The organism is Bradyrhizobium neotropicale, from assembly GCF_001641695.1.
Taxonomy (GTDB): Bacteria; Pseudomonadota; Alphaproteobacteria; order Rhizobiales; family Xanthobacteraceae; genus Bradyrhizobium; species Bradyrhizobium neotropicale.
Window position 1 is genome coordinate 61857 of the sequence record NZ_LSEF01000071.1, and the last position, 16994, is coordinate 78850.

22 protein-coding genes are annotated in these 16994 nt (G+C 64.5%); 12 read left to right on the forward strand and 10 right to left on the reverse strand.

All coding sequences use genetic code 11. The features are described 5' to 3' along the window. Positions 1 to 117: 117 nt before the first annotated feature. From AXW67_RS42135 to AXW67_RS23920, 5 genes are all read right to left on the reverse strand, one after another. Positions 118 to 1332 (reverse strand): hypothetical protein, encoded by a 1215-nt coding sequence (locus AXW67_RS42135; RefSeq protein ID WP_145927824.1) that lies wholly within the window; start codon positions 1330 to 1332, stop codon positions 118 to 120. A gap of 216 nt (positions 1333 to 1548) precedes the next feature. Continuing rightward, positions 1549 to 1866 carry a response regulator transcription factor gene (locus AXW67_RS23905; protein WP_063679832.1) on the reverse strand — a complete coding sequence of 106 codons (318 nt, stop codon included), beginning with the start codon at positions 1864 to 1866 and terminating at the stop codon, positions 1549 to 1551. 52 nt (positions 1867 to 1918) lie between these two features. Then, on the reverse strand, positions 1919 to 3142 hold the full coding sequence (locus tag AXW67_RS23910) for an ABC transporter permease (protein ID WP_063679833.1): 1224 nt from the start codon (positions 3140 to 3142) through the stop codon (positions 1919 to 1921). Then, positions 3139 to 3864, reverse strand: coding sequence for an ABC transporter ATP-binding protein (locus tag AXW67_RS23915; RefSeq protein WP_027555149.1), 726 nt, complete (start codon positions 3862 to 3864; stop codon positions 3139 to 3141). Before AXW67_RS23915 ends, AXW67_RS23910 begins: the two co-directional genes overlap by 4 nt. Next, positions 3861 to 5291: an efflux RND transporter periplasmic adaptor subunit gene (locus AXW67_RS23920; protein ID WP_063679834.1), complete on the reverse strand. Its 1431-nt coding sequence runs from the start codon at positions 5289 to 5291 to the stop codon at positions 3861 to 3863. Before AXW67_RS23920 ends, AXW67_RS23915 begins: the two co-directional genes overlap by 4 nt. Before the next feature lie 587 nt (positions 5292 to 5878). Between AXW67_RS23920 and AXW67_RS23925 the strand changes: the two genes are divergently transcribed. From AXW67_RS23925 to AXW67_RS23950, 6 genes are all read left to right on the forward strand, one after another. Next, positions 5879 to 6538 (forward strand): response regulator transcription factor, encoded by a 660-nt coding sequence (locus tag AXW67_RS23925; RefSeq protein ID WP_063679835.1) that lies wholly within the window; start codon positions 5879 to 5881, stop codon positions 6536 to 6538. A gap of 166 nt (positions 6539 to 6704) precedes the next feature. Then, positions 6705 to 7097: a hypothetical protein gene (locus tag AXW67_RS23930; protein WP_063679836.1), complete on the forward strand. Its 393-nt coding sequence runs from the start codon at positions 6705 to 6707 to the stop codon at positions 7095 to 7097. Between the two features lie 112 nt (positions 7098 to 7209). Beyond that, positions 7210 to 7602 (forward strand): hypothetical protein, encoded by a 393-nt coding sequence (locus AXW67_RS23935; RefSeq protein ID WP_063679837.1) that lies wholly within the window; start codon positions 7210 to 7212, stop codon positions 7600 to 7602. 26 nt (positions 7603 to 7628) lie between these two features. Beyond that, entirely contained in the window at positions 7629 to 8039 is a 411-nt protein-coding gene (locus AXW67_RS23940; RefSeq protein WP_063679838.1) for a curlin, read from the forward strand. Between the two features lie 49 nt (positions 8040 to 8088). Continuing rightward, positions 8089 to 8553, forward strand: a complete 465-nt coding sequence (locus tag AXW67_RS23945; protein WP_063679839.1) for a curlin — start codon at positions 8089 to 8091, stop codon at positions 8551 to 8553. 21 nt (positions 8554 to 8574) lie between these two features. Next, the gene (locus AXW67_RS23950; RefSeq protein ID WP_027555156.1) at positions 8575 to 8865 is read left to right on the forward strand and encodes a hypothetical protein; all 291 of its coding nucleotides are present in this window, start codon (positions 8575 to 8577) and stop codon (positions 8863 to 8865) included. A 50-nt stretch (positions 8866 to 8915) separates the two neighbouring features. Here AXW67_RS23950 and AXW67_RS23955 read toward each other — a convergent pair whose 3' ends face one another. Next, complete coding sequence (locus AXW67_RS23955) at positions 8916 to 9194, reverse strand: hypothetical protein (RefSeq protein WP_027555157.1); 279 nt, start codon at positions 9192 to 9194, stop codon at positions 8916 to 8918. A gap of 274 nt (positions 9195 to 9468) precedes the next feature. On the opposite strand from AXW67_RS23955, the gene AXW67_RS23960 reads away from it, so the two are divergent. Next, a complete protein-coding gene (locus AXW67_RS23960; RefSeq protein ID WP_063679862.1) occupies positions 9469 to 9906 on the forward strand; it encodes a hypothetical protein in 438 nt (145 codons plus the stop codon). 12 nt (positions 9907 to 9918) lie between these two features. Here AXW67_RS23960 and AXW67_RS23965 read toward each other — a convergent pair whose 3' ends face one another. After that, complete coding sequence (locus AXW67_RS23965; RefSeq protein WP_063679840.1) at positions 9919 to 10761, reverse strand: GNAT family N-acetyltransferase; 843 nt, start codon at positions 10759 to 10761, stop codon at positions 9919 to 9921. A gap of 106 nt (positions 10762 to 10867) precedes the next feature. On the opposite strand from AXW67_RS23965, the gene AXW67_RS23970 reads away from it, so the two are divergent. Then, complete coding sequence (locus tag AXW67_RS23970; protein ID WP_063679841.1) at positions 10868 to 11572, forward strand: SDR family oxidoreductase; 705 nt, start codon at positions 10868 to 10870, stop codon at positions 11570 to 11572. Positions 11573 to 11834: 262 nt separating this feature from the next. Next, a complete protein-coding gene (locus AXW67_RS23975) occupies positions 11835 to 12662 on the forward strand; it encodes an outer membrane protein (RefSeq protein ID WP_063679842.1) in 828 nt (275 codons plus the stop codon). Between the two features lie 69 nt (positions 12663 to 12731). Here the strand turns inward: AXW67_RS23975 and AXW67_RS23980 are convergent, their stop codons facing one another. Continuing rightward, positions 12732 to 13787 (reverse strand): serine hydrolase, encoded by a 1056-nt coding sequence (locus tag AXW67_RS23980; protein ID WP_063679843.1) that lies wholly within the window; start codon positions 13785 to 13787, stop codon positions 12732 to 12734. Positions 13788 to 14067: 280 nt separating this feature from the next. Between AXW67_RS23980 and AXW67_RS23985 the strand changes: the two genes are divergently transcribed. The 3 genes from AXW67_RS23985 to AXW67_RS23995 all read left to right on the forward strand — a co-directional run bounded on the left by AXW67_RS23985 (position 14068) and on the right by AXW67_RS23995 (position 15994). Continuing rightward, positions 14068 to 14457 (forward strand): ArsR/SmtB family transcription factor, encoded by a 390-nt coding sequence (locus tag AXW67_RS23985; RefSeq protein ID WP_027555162.1) that lies wholly within the window; start codon positions 14068 to 14070, stop codon positions 14455 to 14457. Continuing rightward, positions 14457 to 14948: an SRPBCC family protein gene (locus AXW67_RS23990; protein WP_027555163.1), complete on the forward strand. Its 492-nt coding sequence runs from the start codon at positions 14457 to 14459 to the stop codon at positions 14946 to 14948. The genes AXW67_RS23985 and AXW67_RS23990 overlap by 1 nt, the downstream gene beginning before the upstream one ends. A 203-nt stretch (positions 14949 to 15151) precedes the next feature. Then, a complete protein-coding gene (locus AXW67_RS23995) occupies positions 15152 to 15994 on the forward strand; it encodes a hypothetical protein (RefSeq protein WP_063679844.1) in 843 nt (280 codons plus the stop codon). A gap of 11 nt (positions 15995 to 16005) precedes the next feature. Here the strand turns inward: AXW67_RS23995 and AXW67_RS24000 are convergent, their stop codons facing one another. Continuing rightward, positions 16006 to 16668: a response regulator gene (locus AXW67_RS24000; RefSeq protein ID WP_063679845.1), complete on the reverse strand. Its 663-nt coding sequence runs from the start codon at positions 16666 to 16668 to the stop codon at positions 16006 to 16008. Beyond that, positions 16665 to 16994: sensor histidine kinase (locus AXW67_RS44270; RefSeq protein WP_347336759.1), on the reverse strand; the 330-nt coding region annotated here is incomplete at its 5' end. The genes AXW67_RS44270 and AXW67_RS24000, both read right to left, overlap by 4 nt.

Consider the following 16994-nt stretch of genomic DNA (forward strand, 5'->3'; position numbering starts at 1 on the left):
AAGCGCGCAAGAGGGATGAGGACAATGCCGCCACAGCCTCGCCATCCCCCCGCGCAACCGCGAAGCGGTTGTAGCCGGTGTGGGCCGGCCGTTAGGGCGCGATCTGCGTCGTTGATGCTACGCGCGCTTCTTCTTCGGTTGCCTGGGGCGAAACAGGGAGAGGACGTTGTCCGCGAAGAACTGCCGCGCTTTTGGAATGAGGCCGATGATGGCCGCCAAGGAGGTGATGGCGGCGGTGATCGCCGCAATGGCCCCGTTCAGGCTCGCGACATAGCTCTTCAGCCGTTGGAACGCCGTTACCTGGATTTCGATGGACTCATGCAGCGTCGTAAGCTGAACGCGGTGCTTGTCCGGGCCGATCTGGATATTTGCGGCGACATCGATCGTCACCGATTTCGTGCCGGACGAGATCGGCTTGACCTTCCATTCCCATTCGACCGGGTGCGCCAGCGTCGCGGTGCGCGCTTGCGGACCCGATGGGCTGATTTCGAAATCGTCGCCTGTCAGCGTGGCTTCGACCGATTGCGCGAATGGCCGATCGTCGCGCGTGACCACCTGGCCCGGCATGCCGCTGAAAGTGGCGGCTTGGCCTTCGGCGGTCAGCAGAACCAGCCGCATCGGGAAGGCCTCTTCGAGGATGGCGGTGTTCGGCTTGTTGAACTTGAAGGTCCCCCGCTTGAGGTTTGCCACGACGTCCCCGAGTTCGACGCAGGGAGCGCCGGGATTAGCGGCAATAATGCCGAGGGCGGCATTGTCCTCGCGACATCTCGACTGATCGTCGTTACGAAGTTCGTCGCCCGCGGAGAACGGTCTCAAGCCGGCGCGAGGTATGGTCGGACGGGTGCCGGGGGGTGTCATTGCGGAAACATTGGCCGAGGGATTTAGGGGGGCAGTCGATGCGGCTGCACTTGCCGCAGCGGCGGGACGCTGTTGATTCAGTGATTCTGGAGGTGGTCTCGCAGCACTCGCGACAGGCGGCGGTTCAGCGCGCGCAGCAGGCGGTGGCGCGGCGCTCGCGGGAGGTGGTGCAGCGGCGCTTGCTGTAGGTGGTGGCTCGGCGCTTGCAGCCGGCCGTGGCCCGTCGCCTGCAGCAGGTGCCGCCTGGTTTGCAACAGGTGCCAACGTGGCGCTTGTTGCGGGTGTCGCCGCTGGTGGTCGCTCTGCGCTCGCAGCAGGTGGTCGTGCAATGCTTGCGGCAGTCGGTCGGCCGGTCGACAGGGGCGTAAGGATTTTGCCAACAGACCGCAGTTCGAATCCCGCTGCCAGGAGGGCGACGACGACTGCCGTGCCGCCGAAGATCAACGATCCAACAATAAGGCTACGCTTGCTCATTGAAATGAAATCCGTCGTTGAAATGGCCTGATCATGCTCCAACGACGCAAGATAGCAATATGGTCAATGTGCTCGTATCAGGAGTGCTGACCTAAAATTCTGCCAATGAATTCCCTCACGGCCACAACAGTTTCGATCAAGCCATTGTCCATACCCGGATTGATCGAAGCACGGGTCCAGATCGGCATTGTCCGCCGCGCAGGCACTGCTGCGCCGTCATTCCGGAGCGGTCTGTATCCGCGGATTATGTGCGAGCACCTGCGCGGGCTTCACCGCCACCGGATAGACTCCGCCATTGGCCAGATCGCGGCGCAGCGACGGCGGCGCTGCGTGCAGGGCGAAGATGATCGCGATCTGCGTTCGGTTCTGGAGGCGGTATTTGCGCATGATGTTGCCGATATGCGCCCGCACCGTGTTCTCCGAGATCTTGAGCTCGTAGGCGATGTTCTTGTTCTGCATTCCACGAGCGATGAGCATCATCAGCTCGCGCTCGCGCGGCGTCGGTGTAATCGAATCTTTCAGATCCGGGCTCATGACTACCTCCTCCCTGGTCTTTGGTCGATGCGAACACCCCAGCAGCATGTTCTCACTCCGTCTTGAGCGCCTCGATGGGACTGAGCTTGGACGCCTTGTGTGCAGGATAGAAACCAAAGATGAGGCCCGTCGCGATCGAGAAAGCGAGGGCCAGGGCAATCGCTTCGCTGTCGATCGACGTGATCCACCCGGCCATGCGCGCAACCGTCATCGACAGCGTGACGCCACCGATGACGCCGATGGCGCCGCCGAGGAGGCAGAGCACGAGCGCCTCACAGAGAAACTGGAGACGAATGTCCCGCATCCGCCCGCCGAGCGCGCGGCGGATGCCGATTTCCCGGGTACGCTCGGTCACCGACACGATCATGACATTCATGATGCTGATGCCGCCGACGAGCAGCGAGACCGAGGCGATGGCCACGAGCAGGAGCGCCACGGTGCGGATCGCTCCCTGCTGGGCTTCCATGGCGGCGGCCGGATCCTGGACCTTGAAGTCGTCTTCCTGTCCGGCGAGGATCCGGTGGCGCTGCCGCAGCAGGCTCTCGATCTCGGATCGCGCCCCCGCCATCTGACCGTCGGCAGTCACCTTGGCGATGATGTAGGCGACCGAATCCCGGTTGATGTTGCTTGCGCTGCCGAGGAAGCGCAGCTTGGCCGTGGTGAGAGGGACGAAGGCGACGTCATCCTGTGACGGGTCCTTGTGATCGAGCACGCCGACGACTTCGAGCGGAACCTTCATGATCCTGATCTGCGCGCCGATCGGATCGTCGCCCGGCGCGAACAGCTCGCGCGCGACGGTGCTTCCAAGGATCACGACCTTTCCCGCGCCGGCCTCCTCGGTGCCGGAGAAATAGCGCCCCGAGGCGAGCTGCCAGTCGCGCACCATGAAGTGCCCGGTGGTCGTGCCGTTGATCGTCGTGTTCCAGTTCTTGCCTTCGTGGATGACCTGCGCCGTTCCGGCGATCGAGCCGGCCGCGGCCTGGACTTCCGGAATCTGCTCGAGGATGGCCTGCACGTCGCTTTCGGTCATCGTCAGCTTGCTGCCTTCCTTCAGGCGCACGCCGCCCTGATAGACCGCGCCCGGCGTGATCATCAGCACGTTGGCGCCGATCGAGCGGATCTGCTCCTGCAGGCGTAGCTGCGCGCCGGCGCCGATCGCGAAGACCGTCACGATCGACGCGACGCCGATCACGATGCCGAGCATGGTGAGGAAGCTGCGCAACGGGTTGAGGCGCAAGGCGTGCAAAGCGATCCGAAAGCCCTGGAGCATCGTCATGACGCAAAGCTCCGTTTCGGCAGCACCGGAGCCAGCGTCTCGTCGCTGACGAGCTCGCCGTCGTGCAGGCGGATCGTGCGCCGGCACTGCGTCGCAATGCTGGGATCATGCGTGATCATCACGATGGTCTGGCCGGCCTCGTTGAGCGCGGCGAACAGCGCCAGGATCTCGGCACCGGTGCGGCTGTCCAGTGCGCCGGTGGGCTCGTCGGCGAGCACGATCAACGGGGTGGCGATCAGCGCCCGGGCGATGGCGATGCGTTGCTGCTCGCCGCCGGAGAGCTGGCGCGGATAGTGATGCGCCCGGTGCAGCATGCCGACGGCTTCGAGGCTCTGCTCGGCCCGCTCGAGGCGCTCCTTGCGGCCGACGCCGCAATAGACCAGCGGCAGAGCGACGTTCTCGATCGCGTTGTGGCGCGCGAGCAGGTTGTAGGACTGGAACACGAAGCCGATGCTCCGGGCGCGCAGGGACGACCTGCGGTCTTCGGTAAGGGCGGCGACATCCGCCCCCTCGAGATAGATCGCGCCCTGGCTCGGCAGATCGAGCAGCCCGATCATGTTCATCAGCGTGGACTTGCCCGAGCCGGACGGCCCCATCACGGCGAGGATCTCGCCCTGGTCGATGTCGAAGCTGACATTGCGCACCGCCGTCACCGCGACGCCGTCCGCGCGGTAGGTCCTGCACACGGACCGAAGGCTGATGAGGGGCAGGGGAGCGGTCATGATCCGAACCTGATCCCGAGGAATTCCATGCCGGCCGGCCGGATCGCCTGTCCGACCGCGACCTGGCTGCCTTCGACGAGGTCGCCGCTCTTGAGCGCGACCTGTTCGGTGCCCGCCGCGCCGACGGTCACGGGGATGCGTTGAAGCAAGCCGCTGGCAGTACGCACCCAGACGCCGCTACGTCCAGGGGTTGTGTCCGTCCGCGCGCCCGAGGGCTGGAAGCGCAGTGCGGCCAGCGGCACCTTCAGCACATCGTCCTGCCGCTCGATCACGATCTTCACCAGGGCGGTCATTCCCGGCAGCAGCGCGCCGTCGAGGTTGGAGGTCGACAGCACGACGGTATAGGTGACCACGTGCTGCTGGTTCTGCGGTGCCTTGCGCACCTGCCGCACCACCGCCTCGAAGCGGCGGTCGGGATAAGAGTCCACCGTGAAGTAAGCTCGCTGGCCGAACGCGATGCGGCCGATATCGGCTTCGTCGACCTGGGCGTGGATCTCCATGTCTTCCAGACGGTGGGCGACCAGGAAGGTTGTACGCGACTCGAGGCCGACCGCGAGCGTCTGGCCCTCGTTGATGAACCTGCCGACCACGACGCCGTCGATCGGCGAGCGGAGCACTGTGCGGTCAAGATCGGCCTGCGCCGCCGCCAGCACGGCCGCCTTTTCCGGAACCGCCATTCTCGCCTGCTGCAGCTCGGCCTCGATCCTGCGGACGTCGGCCTGTGCGCCATCGACGGAATAGGCATTGAGGGACACGAGGACCTCGGCCTCGCGCTCCTGGGCCAATCTGGCGGTGAATTCCGTCTGGGCGTCATCGACCGCCGTGGTCGCAACGACGTTCTGCTGCTGCAGCGCGAGCTTGCGCTGGAGGGTCTTCTGCGCCGATGCCTTCACCGCCTGGGCGCTATCGAGCTTGGCGGCGAGCACGTCTCGGCTGCCCTTGGCGTTTTGCAGATCGATCCTGGCGCGATCGAGCTTGGCGCGTTGAATTTCGACGAGAGAGTTGGCGACCGCCAGCGCCGCCTTGGCTTCATCGACCTTGGCCGCGAAGCTGCGCGGATCGATCAGGGCGAGCGGCTGGTCCTTGCTGACCGTATCGTTGAAGTCGACATAGACCCGGGCGAGCTGTCCGGAGAGTTGCGAGCCCACCTCGATCGTCTTGACCGGCTGCAGCGCGCCCGTGACGGTGACGGTCTGCTCGATGGTGCCGCGTTGAATGGAGGCATAGCGGAACAGTGGCGAGTCCGACCCGAAGGTGGGCGCCTCGCGTCCGCCGGGCGCAAGGAACTGCCTGGTCGATTCATAGGCGCGTGCCGCGCCGACCGCTGCATTGCCGGCAGCGCCAGTGATGGCGGCCGGTGCCGCGCCGTAGATCGCGGCGAGGCCGCATGCAGTTCCGAGCAAGGCAATGACTGGCACAAATCGCATATTGAAAACCCGCCTTCTTTGAAAATGACTTTAGTTGGCGGAAAAACCGGAGTCGCGCTATGGTTGTAAATCGCCCGATGCGATACCGGCGTCTTGGCAGTATGTCGCCATTGTTAGGACGACGGACGGGCGCGCTCCATGATACAGTTGTAAAGTTCGAACGTGCGACGTTTCGTGATTTGCGCAACACGCATACCGAGCGTATTCCAACTGATGCGCGCGGTATCGAAGTCGATAGCTGATTGAACGTACCGTATGGTTCGGCGGACCCATCGGTGTTCAAGTCAGCGCATGAGTGACGCTTCCATGACGCAGTTGGCGATATCACGGCTACGATGCCGGATTGCCGCGTCCCCAACATGGCGTGTTGCCGCGACTTGCGTCGTCGAATCCCTTCAATCACGAAGCCGATGTGTGAACGCCTTCACTCGTCTTCACCGGGCGTTGGCCCTAAGACGTGGAGGCCAGGGGCCGATGCGACTCGTTCGGCCTCGGGCTTGCATTCAAGCACCTCGTTATTTTCGCTTGCAAAAAGAGTTGGCGGCTCGTCGCCGGATCATCGGCCCCAAGTCCGGGAGTCTGTTGCAATGAGTTCAAATCAAGCCACGGTTTACGTCGTTGATGATGAAATTCAGATTCGAAATGCGATCGGAAGTCTCTGCGAGGAGACGGGTCACCAGGTCAGGCTGTTTGCGTCAACGGACGAATTCCTCAACGAGCGCCTCTCCAACGGGCCGTCCTGCCTGGTGCTCGACGTCCGCTTTCCCGGCACCTCGCCGACCGGACTCGAGCTTCAGCGCAGGTTGGCTGAATCGGGTGTGTCCATTCCGATCGTCTTCATCAGCGGCCATTCGGACGTCCGTGTCTCGGTCGAGGCGATGAAGCGCGGTGCGGTCGAGTTTCTGCCAAAACCGTTCCGAGAGCAGGAGATCCTCGATGCCATCAGGCACGGCATCGAGCGCGACCGCAGGCGGCTCGCGCGCGAAGACGCGGAGCGCGGAGCGCGGCAGCGCGTCGAAACCCTGACCGCCCGGGAGCGGGAGATCATGCTGCTGATGGCGGAAGGACTCGTCGCCAAGCAGATCGCGGCAAAGCTCGGCGTCAGCGAGGTGACGGTGAAGGTCCATCGCGCCAGGATGATGCGAAAGCTGGAGCTGCGATCGCCGATCGAGGTGGTGCGGTTGATCGACAGCATGGGCCCGGAAGCGCAGACAGCGCGCTTCAGTGCTGGACATCCGCTGACTTGAGCCTGCAGGCGGACGAGTCGCGCAACGTCTAGTCCGTACCGATTAGCATGAACTACAGTCTGTCGCCTGGAGGGTAATCAGTTCAGAGTGATCCCATGATGTCGGCCTCCTCAACCCACGGCATCACAACTCCTGGTCAAATTCTTTGTCAGAAAAGGGATTACCCATGCGCAAGTTGCTCCTCGCTTCCGCCGCTCTGTTCGCCCTGTCCTCCGCAGCGTATGCCGACAATACGGCGACCACCGTGCAAGTCGGCCTCGCAAACGGCTCCACCGTGAATCAGCAGGGCCACGTGAATGACACCTCGACCACCAGCCAGCTCGGCCTCGTGAATAGTGCGAGCACCATGCAGGGCACGACCGCTCCGTCGCTCAACAATGTCAGCTCGGTGACCCAGATTGGCGTCCTTGGCAACTCGGCCACCACCGGTCAGGTTGCCACCGGCAACAACACCAGCGGGATCAGCCAGACCACGCTCTTCGGCTTCCCGCCGAACAACTCCGCCTCCGTTGGCCAGCTCAGCGGCGGAATCAACCTCAGCACCATTACGCAGCACTAAGCCAGCCCCGTACCTCTCTGGGTACGCCACATGCGGGCGCACCCAGGGCAGGCTCGAGCGCGATCAGACGAAACGGTGGATCGACCAGCTACTATCGGCGGGAGGAAATCAGATGCGGATCAACTATGTAATCGCGACGGTCGTCACGCTCAGCGCGTTGACCGCTGTCGATGCCAAAGCCGACAACACGGCGAGCGTGCTGCAATTCGGCACCACAAATTCTTCATCTACAACTCAGGCCGGCCCGGTAAACAATACCGCGACGACGCTGCAATTCGGCGCGACCAACACCGCATCGAGCCTGCAGTTTGGATCGCTGGCCTCGGTCAATTCGGCGACGATTGGACAGGGCGGCACGACCCCCACCGCGACCAATAACGCCGCGGTCGGTCAGGTCGGCGGCGCCAACACGAGCTTGATCGGTCAGATTGGCCTGAACAACACGGCCGGCGTGGGCCAGCTCGGGATCCTGAACGGCTCGACGATCCTCCAGCAGGCTCCGTGAACGCATCATCGGCAGTGAGGCATGTCATGAACCATTTTCGAAACGCCGCTTGCGGCGCCATCGTCGCACTTTGCTGCGTCGGCGCCGGACCCACGAGCGCGCAAACCGCGAACATCAAGACCATCGTGTCGATCGGCGGGCCGCCGGTCGTCCTCAACCAGAATAGTTCGACCAACATGGCGGGCGTGTTCATGATCGGCGGCAGCACCAGCGCGACCGTGACCCAGACCGGCAGCAACAATGCCACAGGAATCCTGCAATTCGGCGGAACGAATTCGGCAACGGTCGGGCAGGGGGGCGCGAATAATTTCGCCTTCGTCGGTCAGGTCGGCCAGTCGGCGACCAGCGTCGTCTCGCAACTCGGTGCCATGAATACCGGTACGATCGCTCAGTTCGGTGCGGTCAACACGTCGACGGTGAGCCAGACCAGCCCGTGAGGCGCGCGCAAAGCGCATCAGTGTCACGTGACGGAAAAAGGGGAGCGCGATGCGGGGCGGCAGGCAAATCCTGGCCAGGCTAATCCTGGCATTGACGGCGTTGCTCGCCGTCATGAGCGCGGCGACGGAAGCATCCGCCGGGTCCGTGCAGCGCAGCGTGACGAACAGGAACGTCAGCATCGAGACGATCGTGGAGTTCGGCAACAATGTGCAGCCGGTCACGATCGAGGAGAACAGCCGCATCAACATCGCGCGGGTGATCGAGATCGGCGGAACCGGAACAGTCGACGCGACCATTGTCCAGAACGGTGTGCGCAACTATGTCGATGTGATCCAGGTGGGCGGCACCACCAATGCGCTGATCGGGCAGTCGGGGGTGAGCAACACCGCTGATATCACCCAGATCGGCAATTCGACGAACGCTCTCCTGCTTCAGATCGGTGACATGAACACGGGAGCGGTCAGGCAGTTCGGACGTTTCAACTGGCTGGCGATATTTCAGTTCGCGCGATGAAACGAGACGACGAGGTGTGACATGAAATCCCTCCTGCTCGCATCCGGAGTAAGTATCATGATGGCGATTGCAGCACCGCCGGCTGGTGCCGGCGAGACCGGTGACGGCCACACCACCGTGGTCCAGGACGAGAACGGCACGTCGGTCATCACACAAAGCGGTGATCCGGCGCAGGCCGAGGTCAGGATCGAGAAGGAGCCCGGCCGCACCACGGTCTACCGCCGTAGCGGCGGAAACACCGCGATCGTGTCGCAGGGCACGGGAAATGCGCAGGACATGCTGGACTGGCTGCGCAAGCAGCAGGGCCGCTGAAGCGAAGGCCCACCGTCCAACGGGACGGTGGGCCTCGTTGCGCGCCGGCCTTACCAGGAGCGATAGGGACCGGTCAGCGTACCGTTGTTGTTGCCGCCCGGACCGACGTCACCTTGCGTCGAGCTCGGCGCCGGATGATTGCTGCCGTTGAGCGTGCCGTATGGCGCCGCCGGCCCGGGGGTGTACATCGGGCCCGTCTCATAGGCGTAACCGCCGCGATCCCATCCTACCGGGTTGCCGTTCCAATCGTAGGCCTGGGCCGACGCGGCGGTCGTGCCCGCGATGAGCGATATCGTGGCCAGGCACGCAAGTCGTGTTCTACGTTGCATCGAGATGCTCCCTTGCTGTGTCGGGGGCCAACGACCGCAGTGCAGCAGCGTTCCGGATCCGTCCGGTCAACTCGATCAACCCGCGATCAACTGGTTATGAGCCGAATTCCAGGGAACGAAGCGCTTCCGCAAGCTGTCGCGGCGCATCTTGCCGCGGGGCGCGCTCTGTTAATCCTGCGTCTTAACCAACAATTAATTATAGGTTTGCGGGGGAACGACGGCCGGGCCTAGCGTGCAGTGGGGAGCTGCCGTAGCCAACGAGTTGGTGCGTATCATGACCTATAAAATGCAAGGGGCGTTGCTCGCCTCGCTCAGCGCAGCCGCGCTGCTCCTTAGCCCGAATGAGACTTTTGCCAGGCCAGCGATTGCCACCGCCGCGCCGCCAGCGGTCGGACGTCCAGCGATCGCGCGGCCGGCCGCCCGGTTCCACCATCGGCGGAACAATCCGTTTGTCTATTGGCCGGGCGGGGGCGGGTTCTTCTACGATCCCGGCATGACCAGCCAGCCCTTCGTCGATACGGTGCAGCCGCCGCAGTCCACCGACGTACGCTACACCTACACCTATGATGTGCCGTGGGACTGGGCTCATCGTCTTCCGCCGAACGTCACGCCGTCGGACCGTCCCTACGTGCCGAGCTGCCCGTCGGAGACGGTGACCGTGCCCGGCCGCGGCGGCGGCGAGCACACCGTCAACATCATGCGCTGCTACTAAAGCGGCGCTGTCCTAGCCCAGCTCGAAGCTGGTCACACCGAAGACGCGATCGAGCCGCAGCGGGCGGATCGCTTCGGTGTACATCCGCGCCGTCTCGAACACCGGTTCGAGGCCGAAGGACTCGGCCAGCGCGACCGCCTCGCGGTTGACGGCGGGGACATCGAGAAAGACCTCGCCGCTGCCCGCGCTTGCGAGCAGGGACCGCATGATCACCTCCGCGCCGGCGCGATCGTCGGCGACGAGCGGGCCGATCTTGCGCCCGGTCCGGCACGGACGGATCACGCCCCATGCAGCAAGGCGGCCGTCGCGCATGAGCGCGCGGCCGATATGGCCGGGCGCGTCGATCCAGGCACGCAGGAAGTTGCCGCGCGGAGCCGGGAAGACAGTGGCGTCGTCGGCTTCCACCATTGCGAACGGGACTTTCTCGAGCGCGACGACATCGGCGGGCGGCGCAGGCGCGGCGGCGATGGTGCCGCCATAGCGGATATTGGCGTAGGCCAGGTGGAAGCCGGATTTCCTGTAGTTGTCCTGTTGCGCTACCACGCCGTCGAGCCCGATCACGCGGGATCCGGCATGCGCGATCGCTGCGTTCCAGATGCGCAGGCCGTGGCCGGCGCCGCGAAAGGCCGCGCGCACAATATAGAAGCCGAGAAAGGCGAAGGTCTCGCCATAATTGACGCAGGAGACGGTCGCGACCGGCTCGCCATCGATCTCGCCCAGAAAGAATCCTTGCGCATCGGGGATCGCGAAGCAGGTGGCATCGGCGAGCCCCGGATTCCAGCCTTCCGCTGCGGCCCAGTCGGCGGCGATGGAAATCTCCTCGGGACGCATGTTGCGGATCTGCAAGTCGCTCATGACGGATGCCTGTTGCGATGGACCTGTCGGCAATTCTGCCTGTAGAACAGCCGATGATAGGCCGAGCCCTCGGCTCGCCTCAACGGGTTCGCAAGGGATCATCGTCATGGCAGCAGAAAAGGTCGCACTCGTCACCGCGGGCGGCAGCGGCATGGGGGCGGGGGCTGCGCGGCGGCTCGCCGCCGACGGCTTCCGCGTCGCGATCCTGTCATCCTCCGGCAAGGGCGAGGCGCTGGCGGCCGAGCTCGGCGGCTTCGGCGTCACCGGTTCGAACAAGTCGAACGACGATCTGAAGCGGCTGGTCGACGACGCGCTTGCCAAGTGGGGACGCATCGACGTGCTCGTCAACAGCGCCGGCCACGGCCCGCGCGCGCCGATCACCGAGATCACCGACGAGCAGTGGCACACCGGCCTCGATACGTATCTGCTCAACGTGGTCCGTCCGACGCGGTTGGTCACGCCGGTCATGCAGGCGCAGAAGGGCGGCGCCATCATCAACATCTCGACCGCCTGGGCGTTCGAGCCGAGCGCGATGTTCCCGACGTCGGCGGTGTTTCGCGCAGGCCTTGCCGCCTTCACCAAGATCTTCACCGACACCCATGCCGCCGACAACATCCGCATGAACAACGTGCTGCCGGGCTGGATCGACAGCCTGCCGGCGACGGACGCGCGCCGCGACAGCGTGCCGCTGAAGCGCTACGGCAAGGTCGAGGAGATCGCGGCGACGATCTCGTTCCTGGCTTCCGACGGCGCGGCCTATATCACCGGGCAGAACATCCGCGTCGACGGCGGACTGACGCGATCGGTGTAGCGCGCGTTCCGCCGAAGCCTCGTCGTGGTGCGACACGCGCTGTGTTGCGCGCCGCTGCGGCGACGGTGATGTGTGACGCTTGGGTCACAGTCGTCGCGCCTCGTGCACCGGCAAGCGGTCGAGTTCGCTGCAGTGCCATGAAGTTCGTGGCGGGGCAAGACGGTCCGCGCCATTCGGCCTATGCCCGACCTGCGCCGGAACTTCCCAAACCGCCGCGTATGCGAGGACGCGAGCTTCGATCGCGCGGGGCTAGGAGACTGAAATGAAGAAGTTTTTGCTGGCGGTTGCGTCGGTTGTCTTGGGCGCGGCGTCCGCGCAGGCGGCCGACCTCGCGGCCCACTACACCAAGGCCCCGGTGATGGCGCCCGCCTACAACTGGACCGGATTCTATGTCGGCGGCAATGTCGGCGGACAATGGGGGAGCAGCGATCCGACCACCTCGACCGTCTGGTCACCGTCTGGCTACTTCATCGGCAACAACGTGCGCGCCCTCAATGCGGTCGGCGCCCAGCACGTCAACAGCTCTAGCGTGACCGGCGGCTTCACCGCCGGCTACAACTGGCAGGTCAACCAGGCTGTGTTCGGCCTCGAAGGCGACATCAACTATTTCGGCTTCAAGGACAGCGCGACCGGCTCCGCCAAGTATCCTTGCTGTGCGTCCAGCTTCACCGTCAACTCCTCGGTTTCGGCCGACTGGCTCGCCACCATCCGCGGCCGCATCGGCTTTCTCGCCACGCCAAGCTGGCTGATCTACGCCACCGGCGGCGCGGCAATTGCCGATGTGAAGGCCAATTTCAACTTCACCGACACGGACGATGCGGCAACCGAATCGGGCTCGATCCGCGACACCCGTGTCGGCTGGACCGCAGGCGTCGGCGGCGAGTATGCGGTCGGCAATGGCTGGTCGCTGAAAGCGGAATATCTTTACGTCGATCTCGGCCGCGCCACGACGACCAGCACGAATCTCACGGGTCTGACCCAGGGCCCGTTCCCCTCAAGCGTCTTCACCCATTCGGTCGATCTCAAGTCGAACATCGTGCGCGTCGGCGTGAACTACAAGTTCGGCGGACCGGTCGTCGCCAGGTACTGACCACCATCCCGTTCCGCACCTGGCGAGAAAGCCCCGGCCCAGCCGGGGCTTTCTTTTTGGAATGCGGCGTCACCGCGCTGCGATGAGCCGTACAAGGGCGGGCAGGATCTTGTAGCGCGCGATCTCGTGCGGGTAGTCGCCGCGGTTGGCGAGCAGCACGATGCCGAGCCGCCGCGCCGGCACGAGGCCGATATAGCCCGAGGCATTGTTGAGACCGCCCGGCTTGTCCACGACGGTGAGACCGGGAAGATGCACGGTCTCCCAAGCCATGGCTTGTCCGAATTTCTCGTCGACGCGGAAGGCCTCGCGCTGCGTCATCTGGAGGGCATCGCGCAGTTGCGGATCGACCGATCGGCCCTCGACGCAGGCCGCGATGAGGCTTGCCAGATCCCGCACTGAAGAGAACATCTGGCCGGTGCCGGGGACATCGAAATAGCTCTGCTGGTCACCGGGCGGGCCGATCGCCATGCCTTGGTCCGAATAGCCCTGGACGACGCGCCGCATCCACGCCGCGTCCATGACGGCGCGATTGTCCGCGCCGCGCTCCGGTATGGATGTCGCGGTCATGCCGAGCGGTCTCAGGATGCGGTGCTCGATGAGCTCGTGGATCGGCTTGCCATAGCACCGCTCGAGCACGAGCTGGAGCAGCACGTAGCCGGCATGGGAGTAGATGCGCTGCTTCCCGGGCGCCACGCCCGCTGGCGGCGCGAAGGTGTCGAGCATGCCGATGAACTGCTCGCGCGAATAGGAATCGTTCGGCCAGGGCGGATGGTCTGTCGGCAGCAGCAGGCCTGAGGTGTGGGTGACGAGCTCGCCGACGGTGACGCGGCGAATGGTGTCGCCGTTGAGCTCGGGCAGGTATTTCGACACGCGGTCATCGAGGCGCAACTCGCCGCGCAGCGTGCCGAGCGCCACCAGCGCCGCCTCGAACGGCTTGCGCAAGGAGGCGAGGTTGAACAGCGTGTCCGGCGTGATAGGGCGCCGGGTCGTGTCGTCGGCAAAGCCATAGTTGAAGAATTCGACGTGGCGGCCGGCATAGAGCGCGGCGGCGAGGCCGCCCGGATGGTCCGGCATGGCGGTCGGCGCGAGCTCGGCCGCGACGATGTCGCGCATCTGCGCGATCATGTCGGAATCTGCCGCGGCGCGTCGTGGCCGGGCGAGCGCAATCGCGAACGGAACGAGCGCCGCCCGGGCGAAACTCCGCCGGGTGAGACGTGTTGATGTGACAAAAGATGGCACGTGCTTCGAATGAAGATGCGCCCCCGATTCCTTTTAACGGGGAGGGCCACACGTCCCAATTCACGATTGCGAGCGTGGGTTCCAGTCCATGCGGTGGCAGAGAAATAGTTATCCTGTAAGCTAACAATTGTTGACGCCCGCGCGAGGCTGATCTATAGTTAGCTACATGGCTAACCAATCGCCCCGACTGGATCAGATCTTTGCAGCGCTCGCCGACCCGACCCGGCGGGCGATCGTGATGCGGCTGTGCGCGGGAGAGGCGTCGGTCGGCGAACTCGCCGATCCCTTCGACATGGCACTGCCGAGCTTCATGAAACACATCCACGTGCTGGAGACGAGCGGGCTCGTCCAATCGGAGAAGGCAGGCCGCGTGCGCACCTGCCGTCTCAGCCCGGACGCGCTGCTCGGCGCGGAGGACTGGTTCCAGCAGCAGCGCGCGATCTGGGAGGCTCGCCTCGACCGGTTCGAGGCCTATGTGATGAAGCTGAAGAAAGAGAAGGAGAGGGCGGCCGCCAAGCGACCGTCCCGAACAACCAAACGGAAAGGTGCCGAGTGATGACGAATTCTGCCAACCCCGCTTTGTCCCAGTGGTCGCTCGACCGCGAGATCGTGATGTCACGCGTGATCGACGCGCCGCGCGATCTGGTGTTCGAGGCGTGGTCCGATCCGAAGCATTTGCCGCAATGGTTCGGGCCGAAGGGATTCAAGATCGAGACCCATGAGATCGACGTGCGCGTCGGCGGCGTCTGGCGCTTCAACATGATCGGCCCCGACGGCACCGTCTATCCGAACCGTATGCGCTTCCGCCGCATCGAGCCGCCGTCCTTCATGGAGATGGACCACGGCGTCGACCAGGACGATGATCCCGGCATGTTCCGCTTCACCATCACCTTTGCCGAGCAGAGCAACGGCAAGACGGTGCTGATGATGCGGCAACTGGCAGCGAGCACCGAGCAGCGCGACGGCATGATCGGCTTCGGCGCTGTTGAATACGGCTACCAGACGCTGGACAAGCTCGCGGCCTATGTTGGCGGGCTGAAGAAATAAGCTCCCCGCGTTGTTCCGGGGGCCTCGAAGAGGAGCTCCCGGAATAAGCTCGGAAACGAGTGACGAGGAGCAGTCGTCGCGAATATGACAGCGCGCAGCCCAATTATGACAGCGCCATAACGAAGATTTTTGTCGCGTCGCGCTGCTGATTTATGACAGAATTACTACCGTTGGATGTCATGTTGACTACAGCGGAGCGGTTCATGTTGCAGTGGCAGGCGCGGTCAAATCCCCTCGCGTGGTGGTGGGGGTCCCTGACGCTGGTCAGTACCGCGAACATCCTCGTCTGGTTCATGCTGTACCGCGAGTTCTACCCAACCCCCGCGGCAAGTGTGGGCGGCGGGTCCGACATCGGGCTGATGTTCCTGCTCTGCGCCGGCTATGTGTTCGGCTGCGCCTTCCGCTCTGTGCTGCCGCGGGCCGACGTGCAGCGCATCTGCCTGTTCGACACCTGGCTGTCGAGCGTGTTTGTCGGCCGCACGGTCGCGACCGTGGCCGAGCTCTGCTTCGCCGCGCAATGGGCGATCATCCTGCACCAGCTCGGCAGAATGGCGGGTGCCGAGACCGCAGTGAATATCGCGCTCTTGATCGTGCCGGTGATCATCATCGCGGAGTGCTTCTCCTGGTACGCGGTCGTGACCACCAATTTCCTCTTCAACGCGATCGAGAACTCGCTGTGGGCGGTGACCTTCTTCCTCGCGGGAATCGCGCTGTGCCGCCTGATGCCTGAATTCCAGGGCCCGGTGCGCTGGGCGCTGATCGCCGGCATCGTCGGCATCGCCTGCTTTCTCGCCTTCCTCGTCACCGTCGACGTGCCGATGTATCTCAGCCGCTGGCGGGCTGGGCACGCCGAGGGCGGCAAGTTCCTCGGCTTCCTCGAGGGCCTGCATGACGTCTCTACGCGCTGGGTGGTGACCCACGACGTCGCGCACTGGAAGGGCGAACTCGTCTGGATGGCGCTGTATTTCAGCGCCGCAGTGTGGTCGAGCCTCGCGCTCTGTGCGCTCTACGCCATGGAAGGTTATCTCATGCGCTTTCTCGCCTGAAGGGCGCGCGCTCACGCCTCGCCGAGATCAGCTTGCGTCAGCAGGCCCTGCCGCAGCGCCAGCCGGACCAGCTCGATGTCGGAGGCGACGCCGAGCTTGTCCTTGATCAGGGAGTGCAGATTCGCCACCGTCTTCGGGCTGACGTGGAGCGTTTCGGCGATCTCCTCGGTGCTCTGCTCGGCGAGCAGCAGGCGCAGCACCTCGAATTCGCGTGCGGTGAGGACATCGGCGGCGGAGCTTTCGCCCGCGAGCCGGCTCAGTGCGAGCTCATGGTCGATGTCGGGGCTGATGGCGATCTTGCCGGCGAGAATGTCGGTCACGGCGCGGACCAGCGTCTCAGGCGGGCTGGTCTTGGTGACATAGCCCCTGGCGCCGGCGCGGATCGCCTGCACGGCAAAGCCCGCATTCTGGTGCATGGTGAAGACGAGGATGCGCGCGCCCTTGTCCCATTGCCTGATCCGCCTGATCGCCTCGATGCCGCCGATGCCGGGCATGCTCAGATCCATGATCACGAGATCCGGCTTTGCCGATTTGAACAGGCGGTAGGCCCCGGCCCCATCGGAGGCCTCGGCCACGACGCGGAAGCCCGGCTGCTTCTGCAGCACCGAGCGATAGCCTTCGCGGACGACGGCATGATCGTCGACCAGCATGATGGCGCAGCCGGTCCCGTTCATGCGGCGTGCTCCATGGCGATGGGATCGACGGGAGCGGGGATCACGACGCGCAGGGTCCCGCCGCGATCAGGGCCAGTCTCGAAACTCAGCCGGCCACCGAGCGCTGCGACGCGCTCGCGCATTCCGAGCAGGCCCATGCCGGACTTGACGGCGGCATCGCCCGGACGGCCGTCATCGGCGATGCAAAGCGCGATGGCCCGGCCGCCGGTAGATGCGGCCTCGCACGCGGTCAGTTCCAGGGAGACGCGGGTCGCGTCGGCATGCTTTGCGGCATTGGTGAGCGCCTCCTGCACGATGCGGTAGAGTCCGGCGCCGATCGCGGCGGG